The following is a 10989-nucleotide window of genomic DNA, read 5'->3' as shown; positions in this document are numbered from 1 at the left end:
GAAACAGGCGAGCAAAATGGTGGCGCAATCGGTGCGGATCTATAACCAGGAACGGCCGCATACGGCGCTGAAATACAAAACGCCCGATGCGGTGCATCGGGCGTTTTTACAGCAATAAATACTGTCAACCTATTTTAGGACTGGACACTGACGCCATGACCACACCCAAATCTCCGCAAACCGCGCTGATCCACAGCGATTACCAGGCGCCGCAAGGCTTTGCCGCGTTTCCCAACGCCATCCATCACGCGTCGACCGTGCTGTTCAAGGACGTGGCGGCCATGCGCTCGGGCGACTGGAAAGACAAGAACGCCTATACCTACGGCTTGCACGGCACGCCCACCACGTTCACCCTGGAAGCGCGGCTGGCCGGGATCGAAGGGGGCAAATATTGCCTGCTGGCGCCGTCGGGACTGGCGGCCATCGCCATGGCGGACTTTGCCTTGCTGAAGACGGGCGACGACGTGTTATTGCCGGAAAATATCTACAACCCGAACCGCGAACTGGGACGCTGGCTGGCACAGGATTTCGGCATCACGGCCCGCTATTACGATCCGCTCATCGGCGCCGGGATCGCCGCGCTGATCCAGCCAAACACCAAACTCATCTGGACGGAAGCGCCGGGTTCCGTGACGATGGAAGTGCCGGACTTGCCCGCCATCTGCGCGGCCGCCCACGCGCGTGGCGTGCTCGTCGCCCTGGACAACACCTGGTCGGCCGGCCTGGCCCTGCGCGGCTTCGACCTGGGCGTGGACATCATCATGCAGGCGCTGACGAAATACCAGTCGGGCGGCTCGGACGTGCTGATGGGCGCGCTGATCACGCGCGAGCGGGCGCTGCACGAGCGTCTGGCGCAGGCGCACATGCGACTGGGCATGGGCGTGGGAGCGGACGATGCCTATCTGGTGCTGCGCGGCTTGCCCACCATGAAGCTGCGCTTCGACGCCCACGATGCGGGCGCGCGCGCGGTCGCTGCCTGGCTCAAGGGACGCAGCGAGATCGCCACGGTGCTGCACCCGGCCTTCGCCGATTGTCCCGGGCACGCCACCTGGCAGCGCGATTTCACGGGGGCGGGCGGCCTGTTTTCCGTGCTCTTCGATGCCCGCTACACGGAGGCGCAGACGGACCGCTTCGTCGATGCCTTGCAGTTGTTCAAGATTGGTTATAGCTGGGGCGGCGCGAACAGCCTGGTGATGCCGTACCGCATCGCCGCCATGCGCAAGGGCTGGCAGTTGCCGGGCCAGCTGGTGCGCCTGAATGTGGGGCTGGAAGATCCGCAGGATCTGATCGCCGATATCGAACGGGCGTTCGCGGCGATGTAGCGGTAGGGGCAAGCATGTCGGCTTGCCCGCAAGTGCCTACATGGGCACGGGTTTGTTGTTGTTCAGGTCGAGGAAGCCGCGCAGCAGGCGGTAGGCTTTCCACAGCCAGGCCACGCCCCACACGATGATGGCCAGCGGAATGCCGATCAGCGTGACCCACAGGAGGGCGCCGACGACGATCCAGGCCGCATACCACCAGAAGGAACGGATCATCCAGCTGTGATGGCTGTACACGAAGGTTCCGGCCGCCTCGTCCCGCTTCACATAATTGATGATGAGCGGAATGAAGGAAAACGCGCCCAGCGAAAACACGAAGCTGGCGCCATGTATCAGGTATAACCACCAGGCCAGGTTCTTGGTCTGCTGGAGTTGGGTATCCAAAATAATATCTTGTGACATGAAGGCTCCCGTCGTTGCGCAATTTTTAATTGTAACAAGCAAAGCGGCGAGGCAGCGCAGTCCATGGAAAAAGGCAGAATACATTGTTGAAACGAAATCGATATTCCACCCTGGCCGCGCGCGCCAGGTCCTGGCTGCGGCGCGCCGTGCCGGCCTTGCTGCTATGCGCCACTGCCGCCCATGCCGCCGCTCCTACCCTCGAGGCGGAGTTTGCCGCCGGCCTGAAGGAAGAGGGCCTGGCGGGTGCCGTCTGGAGCGAAGTCTTGCCCGATGGCACAGTCAAAGTCGGTGCATCGGGCTTGCGCGACGCCGCCAGGCAAGTACCCATGCAGGCCGATACGCGCATGCAGGTGGGCTCCGTGGGCAAGGTGGCGCTGGCGCTGGGCGTCTTGCGCCTGATCAGCGAAGACCGGCTCACGCTCGACACGCCCCTGCAGCAGGTGCTGCCGGAACTGGCAGTGCGAAACCCGTGGCTGGCCAGCGATCCCGTGCGCATCCGCCACCTGCTGGCGCATACGTCCGGCCTCGATAATGTGCGCTTCTGGCAAGCATTCAGCCTGAAACCGGCGCCGGACACGCCGCTGGCCGAGGCGTTTGACGGCGGCGGCAATCTGCTGCGCGTGCGCACGCGGCCCGGCAGCCGCTACGCTTACTCGAACATGGGCTATGGCTTGCTGGGCATGGTGATCGAACGAGTCACGGGCCAGCCGTATGAACGCTACCTCGATGCGCAGCTGCTGCAGCCGCTGGGCTTGGCGGACAGCACGTTTGCCTTTGTCAGCCAGACAGGCCCGCATGCGGACCCGCGCCTGGCCATGGGCTATTTCGAGCATGGCGTGGCGCAGCCGGCCGTGCCCCAGTACCTGCGTCCGGCCGCGCAATTTACCACCACGGCGGCCGACATGGGCAAGCTGGCGCAGTTCCTGATGGGGGACGGCAAGCTGCAGGGCGCGCAGTTCATCGACCTGGCCCTGATGGGCGCCTTGTCCGAACCGGCCGGCACGGATGCGGCGCAGGCGGGCCTGGCGACGGGCCACGGCCTGGCGCTGGCCGTGCGCGACCGCCACAATGTCGTGGGCGCCTGCCACCCTGGCACGGCCGTGGGTTTTCGCGCCATGCTGTGCATCTATCCGGAGCAGGACAGCGCCTTCTTCGTGGCCTTCAACACGGATGCGGAAGCAGCCGACTATGAACGCTTCAACCGCCTGCTGCTGCGCGACCTGGAACTGCCCCTGCGCGCGCCGGCCCCGCAGGGCACGCCCGCGCCCACGGTGGAAAACTGGCAGGGCGTCTACGTGCCGTCGCCCAGCGCCATGGCCAGCATGGCCTGGGTCGATGCCGTCTTCGGATTTACGCGCGTCAAATGGGATGGCGAATCGCTGTTCCTGATCCCGTTCCAGGGCGAGCCGAAGGAGCTGGAACCGGTGGGCGGCTTGCTGTTCCGTGCCAGCGACCGCAGCACCGCGTCGCATGTGCTGATGCAGGAAGATGGCAAGCATGTCCTCAGCGACGGCTTGCGCAGCTATGAGCGCGCGTCGATGCTGCGCATGCTGGTGCTGTGGGGCAGCCTGGCCCTGGGGGCTGGCGGCTTGCTGTACGTGCTGGTGGTGGGCATCTGGCGCGCGGCGCTGCGCAGCCTGGGACGGGGCGACCATCTGTTCGTGCCCCTGCTGTCGCTGCTGGCGCTGCTCTTGCCGCTGCCGTTTTTCTATTTCCAGTCCTATCTGCGCCTGGGCGACGTCACCATCGCCAGCGTGCTGCTGGCGCTGGCGACGGGCGCGCTGCCGCTGGCAACGGCATTCGGGCTGGCGCGCTGCTGGCGTAGCCACGGCACGCCAGCCGAGGCGGGCTCGTGGGCGAAATGGGATTGGGTCGCCTTGCTGGCGGCCCTGCAACTGCTGCTGGTGCTGGCCTGGTGGGGACTGCTGCCGCTGCGCTTGTGGCAGCTGTAAGGCGTCAGATCCAGCCCGGCAGCAGCCGGCGCCACCAGCGTTGCGCGGGCTTGGCGGCGCGGCCGTGCGCCTGGCGCTTGGCGCGATAGCTGGCCGCCGCCATCTGCAGGCCGACGCGGTCCATCTCCGCCATCGCGTCCGCTTCCTGCGGCGACAAGCCGTGCAGCAAGGCTTGCGCGCGGGGCGCGAGCAGGAAGGCGGCACGCACGGCGTCGTCCGTGTACAGCCTGGCCAGGTAGGTTTCCAGCGCGGGGGAACTCATGCCCTGCGCCCCGCGCGCAAGGCCGCGCGCGCCAGCTCCAGCTGGCCCAGCACATGCTCGAACGACGGGTAATTGCCGTCGCGTTCGACGATCACCGTCAACGGTTGCGGCGCGTGGCGCGCCAGCACGGCCAATAAAGCGAACACTTCGGGCGGCACGTCGTGCAGATGGTCATCGAGCAGGCGCCGGCCGCCGCCCGGCGCAGCGATCCAGTGGCCGCCGCTCAGGTGCACGGCGCCGACCTTGTCCAGGGGCAGGCGCAGCAGCAGAGCCTCCGGCACCTCGCCCGCATTGACGGCATTCGCATACAGGTTGTGCAGGTCCAGCAGCAGCGGCACGTGCGCGCCATGGATAATCTGCGCCAGCCACTCGGCTTCGTCCAGCGTGCTGGCCGGCGGCAGCACCAGGGTGGCGATGTTTTCCATCAGCGGCGCGCTGCCGACGATGCGCGTGGCCAGCGCGATATTGGCGATGGCGCCGGCGGCGCTGCGCGGCGTGCGCGGCGGCGCCGCCAGGTGGCCGATTTCCACGCCGCCGGCACGCACAAAGCTCAGGTGCTCGGACCACGATTCCGCCTGCACCGCCTTCATCAGGCGCGCCATCGCCTGCAGGCGGCGCGGCTCGGCGGGTATCGTCGAGGCCAGCCCCATGCCCACGCCGTGCAGGCTGACGGGCACCTGGCGCGCCAGGCGCCGCAGGGCGGCGATGCCGGCGCGCGAGGCATGGTAATAATCGTCGGCGATCACTTCCAGCACGTCGATCCGCGCCAGATGGGACAGGATGCCGGCCGCCAGTTCGCCGCGCCAGCCCAGGCCGACACGGTCGCGCGCGCTTTCCTGCCTAACTGCCACAGCCGCCGCCACCGCCGCAACCGCCACAGCCGCTGCCGCCGCCGTCACCGCCGCCGCCGTCGCCGCCCGATGAAGAGCCGCCCGAGTCACCCGTGCCGCCGGACGACGAGTCGCCGCCGGTGCTGTGCCGAGGCGCAGGGTACAGCCCGGCGACATACGCGTACACGGACAAGGGCAGGGCGCCTATGCCGAAGATGGCGGCCAGCAGTGCCATGTCGGCGCTGCTGCTGCCCGCCTGCAGGCGCGCCGAGCGCATGTTCAGGCGGCCAAACAGCATGCGCAAGTCGGTCAGCAGCCGCTGCGCGCTCCAGCTGGTCGCCTGGGTGCGCAGGCCGCGCAGCATGAGGAGAAAAATCGCCAGCAGGATTGCCAGGAACAGCAGGTTGTAGTGCTGGCGGCTGATGGCGATGACGGCCTTGGCGCCCGCCACCGTCACCAGCAGCCAGTGCGCGGCCCAGGTGAGGCGTTCGCGCCGGCGCAGCAGCGGCGGGCCGACCAGCAATTCCTGCTGCGTCAAGGTCTCCTGGTAGGCGCGGCACGATGGCAGCATCTCGGCCTGCACGGCCAGTTCCCTGCTGTGGCCCTGGCGGCCCAGGTACAGCCGCAGCACGTCGCGTTCGATGTCGTGGCTGGCGAAGCGCAGGCTGTCGGCGCTGGCCGTTTCGAGCAGCGGGCCGTCGGCGCGCAGCAAGCCGCGGTCGACCAGCACGATGGCGGCGATCTTCACGGCTTCGAGCGCGCCGCCGCGCAGGAAGGCGATGCGGTAGGGATCGTCGGCGAGCGACAGCTGGGCGTGCGGATTGCGCACTTCCTGGCGGATCAGCAGCTCGCGCACGCCGTAGTACACGAGCAGGGCGAAGATCAGGTAGGCCAGCAGGAACCACGGCCCGGTCCAGTCAAACGGATTCGCGCCGTTCACCGCATCTGCTCCGCGTGTTCGCGCAGGCGTTCGGTAATCGTCATCAGGCCTGCGAAGGCGGGCAGCGCTTGCCCCGGCGCCAGGCGCGCCGTTTCGCGCGCCGCCGACATGGCTTGCAGGGCGGTGTGCAGCGATGGTTCGCCCAGCTGGTCGACAAACGCTTCGAGCGCCTGCTTGCCGGACAGCGCAGACTTGCCCTCCAGCTGCGCCAGCGAGGCGGCGGCCGAGCGCAAGGGACCGGCGGCGTCGGCGATGGCGCCGGCCAGCTGTTCTTCATTCAGGCTGACGAGCATATAGCGTTCGCGCATGCGCAGCTGCTGGTTCAGCAGCACTTGCCGCAGCCGGCGCAGCACGGCGTCGCGGCTGGTGTGCAGGCTGGCGAAAGGATCATTGCCCAGCAAGACCCGGTGGCGCGCGATGATGTCGGCGAACTTGACGGCGAAGGCGTCGGCGGCCTGCGTCAATTCGCTTTCGAGCAGGAACATCACCTGCAAATCGATGGCGGCGTGCGCCAGGCGCAAGGGAGCGCGCAGCGCGTCGGCCGCCTGCGGCGTGAAGTGCTTGAGCAGCAACAGCAGGTTGACGTCGGAGGTGGCGCGCAACTGGCCGTCGGCGGCCGAGCCAAACAGCACGGCGGCGGCCAGGTCGGTGCCAAACGTGGTTTGCGCGGCGGCGACAAACACCTCCAGGTGGCGTTGTATTTCTTCTGGCAGCGGTGGCGGCATGCGGTGTTCTTTCACGGTGGGCTGGCGGGGTGAATATAAGTTTGCAATATAGCAAACTTATACCATCGTGCGCGCACCGTCTGGCGCCGCGAACTTGGCCCCGACTCAGCTCAAGACGTTGAGCAAGCCATCGAGTCCCACAAAGTTCAGCGCCACGTCGGCCTGCGAGCGCACCACGGGCTTGGCGCGGAAGGCCACGGACAAGCCGGCGATGCCCATCATTTTCAAGTCGTTGGCGCCGTCGCCCATGACGATGGCCTGCGATGGCGCAATCCCCATCTCCGCGCACACGCGTTCCACCGTGCGCTGTTTTTCCTCCGCGTCGACGATACCGCCTATGACTTTGCCTGTCAGCTTGCCGTCGACGATTTCCAGTTCGTTCGCGTGCGTGTAGTCGAGGCCCAGGCGTTCCTTGAGGCGCTGCGTGAAGAAGGTAAAGCCACCCGACACCAGCAGCGTCTTCAGGCCGGCCGCCTGCACGGCCGCCAGCATCTTCTCGGCACCCAGCGACAGCTTCAGGCGCTCGTCGTAGACGCGCTGCAGGGCCGACGCATCGAGGCCTTCGAGCAGGGCCACGCGCTGCTTCAGGCTGGCGGCAAAATCGAGTTCGCCGCGCATGGCCGCTTCCGTGATGGCCGCCACTTGCGGTTTCAGGCCCTGCATGTCGGCGATTTCATCGATGCACTCGATGGTGATCAGGGTCGAATCCATGTCCATCGCCACGAGCTTGAATTCGCTGAGCTCACGCTGGCCCATCATGTAGGTGGCGTCCAGCTGCGCCGCATGGGCCGCCACTTCGATGGTGGGGCGCAGCGCGGGCGAATAGGCGATCTGTTCGCAGCGCACGGCATTCGGACCGAGGCGCGTGACGGACGTGGGCGCGGCCAGCGCGGCGATGCGTTCGAGGCGCGCGCTATCGCCTTCGAGTCCCTGCAGGATAAGATTCATGGTGATGGTCTTGGTATTGGTCATGGGTCAGGCCTGCATAAATGGTCGAAATGGTCTACACCGTCAATTGCTTGATGGTGGTCTTGATCTGTGTCACGCGCGCGGCCAGGTCCGGCATGGCGGCCGTGATTTTCAGCTTGTCCTGGCCATGCAGCTTGATATGGCGGTTCTTCTGGATCAAGCCGATGATGCGCATCGGGTCGATGGGCGGCTTGGCCATGAATTGCAGCGTGGCCGCCTCGCCATGCACGTCGATCTTGACGATGCCCACGGTTTTCGCCGCGATGCGCAGGCGGTGCGTCTCGACCAGGGCTTTGACGGCGTCGGGCAGTTTGCCGAAGCGGTCGATCAGCTCTTCCTGGATATCGTCGATTTTCTCTTGCGTGGCGCAATTGGCCAGGCGCTTGTAGATCGACAGGCGTTCGTGCACGTCGCCGCAGAAGTCCGCGGGCAGCAAGGCCGGCACGTGCAGGTTGATCTCGGTGGTCGAGGCCAGCGGCGCGGCCAGGTCCGGCTCCTTGCCGGCTTTGAGCGAGCGCACGGCTTCGTTGAGCATGTCCGAATACAGCTGGAAGCCGATTTCCGTCATCTCGCCCGACTGGCTCTCGCCCAGCACCTCGCCGGCGCCGCGGATTTCCAGGTCGTGCATGGCCAGGTAAAAGCCGCTGCCCAGTTCTTCCATCTGCTGGATGGCGTCCAGCCGGCGCTGCGCCAGTTTCGTCAGGCCCTGCACGTCGTGCACCAGCAGGTAGGCGTAGGCCTGGTGATGCGAACGGCCCACGCGGCCGCGCAGCTGGTGCAGCTGCGCCAGGCCGAACTTGTCGGCGCGGTGCATGATGATGGTGTTCGCCGTCGGCACGTCGATGCCCGTCTCGATGATCGTCGTGCACAGCAAAATATTGAAGCGCTGGGCGACGAAGTCGCGCATGACCTTTTCCAGGTCGCGTTCGTGCATCTGGCCGTGCGCCACGGCGATGCGCGCCTCGGGCAGCAGTTCCGTCAGCATGGCCAGGCGGTTCTCGATGGTTTCCACCTCGTTGTGCAGGAAGTAGATCTGGCCGCCCCGCTTGAGTTCGCGCAGGCACGCTTCGCGGATGATGGCCTCGCCCTCGCTGCGGACAAAAGTCTTGATGGCCAGGCGCTTTTGCGGCGCCGTGGCGATGATGGAAAAGTCGCGCAAGCCTTCCAGCGCCATGCCCAGGGTGCGCGGGATCGGCGTGGCCGTCAGGGTCAGCACGTCCACTTCCGCGCGCAAGGCTTTCAAGGCTTCCTTCTGGCGCACGCCGAACCGGTGTTCCTCGTCGATGATGACGAGGCCCAGGCGCGTGAATTTGACGTCGTCCGACAGCAGCTTGTGCGTGCCGATGACGATGTCGATGGTGCCGTCGGCCATGCCCTTGAACGCTTGCGTGATCTCCTTGCCGGTGCGGAAGCGCGACAATTCCGCGATGCGCACGGGCCAGTCGGCGAAGCGGTCAGCGAAGGTTTGCGCATGCTGCTCGGCCAGCAGGGTGGTGGGTGCCAGGATGGCCACCTGCTTGCCGCCCATGACGGCGATGAAGGCGGCGCGCAGCGCCACTTCCGTCTTGCCGAAGCCGACGTCGCCGCAGACGAGGCGGTCCATCGGCTTACCGGACGTCATGTCCTTGATGACGTTGTGGATGGCCTCGGCCTGGTCCGGCGTCTCGTCGAAGCCGAAGCTGTCGGCGAAGCGCTGGTAGTCGTGCGACGAGAATTCGAACGAGTGACCCTGGCGCAGCGCGCGGCGGGCGTACAGGTTGAGCAGCTCGGCGGCCGTGTCGCGCACCTGCTCGGCCGCGCGTTTCTTGGCCTTTTCCCACTGCCCCGAGCCGAGCGAGTGCAGCGGCGCGTCTTCCGGCGAGGCGCCCGAATAGCGCGAGATCACATGCAGCTGCGACACGGGCACATACAGCTTGGTATCCTTCGCGTACTCGAGGTGCAAAAATTCCGTCTCGCCTTCGCCCAGGTCCATGCTGGTCAGGCCCATGTAGCGCCCGATGCCGTGGTTGATGTGCACGACGGGGTCGCCGATTTTCAGCTCGGACAGGTCGCGCACCATCGACTCGACCTGCGTCACGCCTTCCTGTTTCTTGCTGCCGACGCGGCGGCCGGAACCGGCATACAGTTCCGTCTCCGTGATGAAAGCGACATTGCCGTCCGGCGTGAACAGTTCAAAACCCGCGTGCAGCGGCGCCACGCCCAGCATCAGCTTGGCGTCGGACTGCAAAAAGCCGTCGCTGCCTTCCACCGGTGTCAGGTGCAGGTCGTATTCAGTGAAGTACTGCTGCAGGGTTTCGCGGCGGCCGTTCGATTCGGCGCAGATCATCACGCGGCGGCCCGCTTGCAGCAAATAGCTGCGCAGGTTGGCCAGCGGGTCGTCGGCGCGGCGGTTGACGGCAATGTTGGGAATCGGCGCCGACAGTTCGGAGGCCAGCGCATCGTTCGCTTTGGCGAGCGCCAGGCGCGCATACGGCTTGGCCAGGCCGAAGAACTGCTCGTCGGACAAAAACAGCGATTCCGGCGGCAAAATCGGCCGCTCGCGGTCCGCTTTCAGGAAGCGGTAGCGCGACTGCGTGTCGGTCCAGAAGCGGCCGATGGCGGCGTCGATCTCGCCCACCAGGGCCAGCGAGGCGTCGGGCGGCAGGTAGTCGAACAGGGTCGCCGTCTGCTCGAAGAACAGGGGCAGATAGTATTCGATGCCGGCCGAGGCGATGCCGCTGCTGATGTCCTTGTAGACGACGGAGCGCGACGGGTCGCCCTCGAACTGTTCGCGCCAGCGGTTGCGGAAGGTGGTGCGTGCCGCTTCGTCCATGGGAAATTCGCGGCCCGGCAGCAAGCGCACTTCATGCACCGGATACAGCGAGCGCTGGGTGTCGGCGTCAAACGTGCGGATGGTCTCGATGGTGTCGCCGAACAGGTCGAGCCGGTAGGGCAGGCTTGATCCCATGGGGAACAGGTCGAGCAGGCCGCCGCGCACCGAGTATTCGCCCGGCGACATCACTTGCGACACATGGCTGTAGCCGGCCAGGGTCAGCTGCGATTTCAGGCGTGCCTCGTCGAGCTTTTCGCCTTTCTTGAAGAAGAAGGTGTAGGCGGCCAGGAACGACGGCGGCGCCAGGCGCACCAGCGCCGTGGTGGCCGGCACGATCAGCACGTCGCACTGGCGCGTCTGGATTTCGTGCAGGGTGGCCAGGCGCTCGGAGACCAGGTCCTGGTGCGGCGAAAAGGCGTCGTAGGGCAGGGTTTCCCAGTCCGGCAGCAGATGGCAGCGCAGTTCCTTGCCGCCAAACCACGGAATTTCATCGAGCAGGCGCTGGCCGTCGCTGGCCTGCGCCACCACCACGGCCAGCATCTGGCCCCGCGCTTTCAATGCCAGCGCGGCCAGCGCCAGGGCATAGGCGTCGGATGAACCATACAGGGCGGGCAGCGCGTAGCGGTTGCCGGGCTTGGGGAGGGCTTTCGTTAAGTCTAAGGACATGCAGGCGATGACACTAGTGGCAGAGGCAGTTGAGTGGAACAGCTGTGATGCGGACAGCGCCGCCAGTGACGGCGCCGACAGGCAGAATTATAGACTATCGCCCTCATCTCCG

The 10989-nt window shown here is 66.2% G+C and carries 10 protein-coding genes; 3 read left to right on the top strand and 7 right to left on the bottom strand.

Annotated elements, in window-relative coordinates; all coding sequences use genetic code 11:
- Nucleotides 1-118, top strand: a 118-nt coding sequence (locus CBW66_RS18300) for an integrase core domain-containing protein (RefSeq protein WP_139841733.1), incomplete at its 5' end; no start/stop codon positions are given.
- 37 nt (nt 119-155) lie between these two features.
- Entirely contained in the window at nt 156-1322 is a 1167-nt protein-coding gene (locus CBW66_RS18295) for a cystathionine beta-lyase (RefSeq protein ID WP_086140797.1), read from the top strand.
- Between the two features lie 36 nt (nt 1323-1358).
- Here the strand turns inward: CBW66_RS18295 and CBW66_RS18290 are convergent, their stop codons facing one another.
- Nucleotides 1359-1721, bottom strand: coding sequence for a hypothetical protein (locus tag CBW66_RS18290; protein WP_086140796.1), 363 nt, complete (start codon nt 1719-1721; stop codon nt 1359-1361).
- A gap of 86 nt (nt 1722-1807) precedes the next feature.
- Here CBW66_RS18290 and CBW66_RS18285 point away from each other — a divergent pair, with 86 nt between their 5' ends.
- The gene (locus tag CBW66_RS18285) at nt 1808-3673 is read left to right on the top strand and encodes a serine hydrolase (RefSeq protein WP_170933140.1); all 1866 of its coding nucleotides are present in this window, start codon (nt 1808-1810) and stop codon (nt 3671-3673) included.
- A gap of 4 nt (nt 3674-3677) precedes the next feature.
- On the opposite strand, the gene CBW66_RS18280 is transcribed toward CBW66_RS18285, so the two are convergent.
- The 6 genes from CBW66_RS18280 to mfd all read right to left on the bottom strand — a co-directional run bounded on the left by CBW66_RS18280 (nt 3678) and on the right by mfd (nt 10877).
- A complete protein-coding gene (locus CBW66_RS18280) occupies nt 3678-3935 on the bottom strand; it encodes a hypothetical protein (RefSeq protein ID WP_086140794.1) in 258 nt (85 codons plus the stop codon).
- Entirely contained in the window at nt 3932-4786 is an 855-nt protein-coding gene (locus CBW66_RS18275) for a DUF692 family multinuclear iron-containing protein (protein WP_170933139.1), read from the bottom strand. The genes CBW66_RS18280 and CBW66_RS18275 overlap by 4 nt, the downstream gene beginning before the upstream one ends.
- A complete protein-coding gene (locus CBW66_RS18270) occupies nt 4776-5705 on the bottom strand; it encodes a TIGR04222 domain-containing membrane protein (RefSeq protein ID WP_086140792.1) in 930 nt (309 codons plus the stop codon). Before CBW66_RS18270 ends, CBW66_RS18275 begins: the two co-directional genes overlap by 11 nt.
- Complete coding sequence (locus tag CBW66_RS18265; protein WP_139841806.1) at nt 5702-6430, bottom strand: nucleotidyltransferase domain-containing protein; 729 nt, start codon at nt 6428-6430, stop codon at nt 5702-5704. The genes CBW66_RS18270 and CBW66_RS18265 overlap by 4 nt, the downstream gene beginning before the upstream one ends.
- A gap of 105 nt (nt 6431-6535) precedes the next feature.
- Nucleotides 6536-7378, bottom strand: a complete 843-nt coding sequence (gene serB, locus CBW66_RS18260; RefSeq protein ID WP_086140799.1) for a phosphoserine phosphatase SerB — start codon at nt 7376-7378, stop codon at nt 6536-6538.
- Between the two features lie 55 nt (nt 7379-7433).
- Nucleotides 7434-10877 carry a transcription-repair coupling factor gene (gene mfd / locus CBW66_RS18255; RefSeq protein ID WP_086140790.1) on the bottom strand — a complete coding sequence of 1148 codons (3444 nt, stop codon included), beginning with the start codon at nt 10875-10877 and terminating at the stop codon, nt 7434-7436.
- Nucleotides 10878-10989 lie beyond the last annotated feature (112 nt).

Source organism: Janthinobacterium sp. GW456P, from assembly GCF_002127655.1.
In the GTDB taxonomy this organism is placed as follows: domain Bacteria; phylum Pseudomonadota; class Gammaproteobacteria; order Burkholderiales; family Burkholderiaceae_D; genus Janthinobacterium.
The sequence above is the reverse complement of the archived record's forward strand: the minus strand, read 5'-3'. Positions and strand labels throughout refer to the sequence as shown.

Bases quoted from the DNA above. Each gene is read 5' to 3' on its own strand.
- CBW66_RS18280 (WP_086140794.1), bottom strand. From the start codon at position 3,935: ATGAGTTCCCCCGCGCTGGAAACCTACCTGGCCAGGCTGTACACGGAC.
- CBW66_RS18290 (WP_086140796.1), bottom strand. From the start codon at position 1,721: ATGTCACAAGATATTATTTTGGATACCCAACTCCAGCAGACCAAGAAC.
- CBW66_RS18265 (WP_139841806.1), bottom strand. From the start codon at position 6,430: ATGCCGCCACCGCTGCCAGAAGAAATACAACGCCACCTGGAGGTGTTT.
- serB (WP_086140799.1), bottom strand. From the start codon at position 7,378: ATGAATCTTATCCTGCAGGGACTCGAAGGCGATAGCGCGCGCCTCGAA.
- CBW66_RS18295 (WP_086140797.1), top strand. From the start codon at position 156: ATGACCACACCCAAATCTCCGCAAACCGCGCTGATCCACAGCGATTAC.
- mfd (WP_086140790.1), bottom strand. From the start codon at position 10,877: ATGTCCTTAGACTTAACGAAAGCCCTCCCCAAGCCCGGCAACCGCTAC.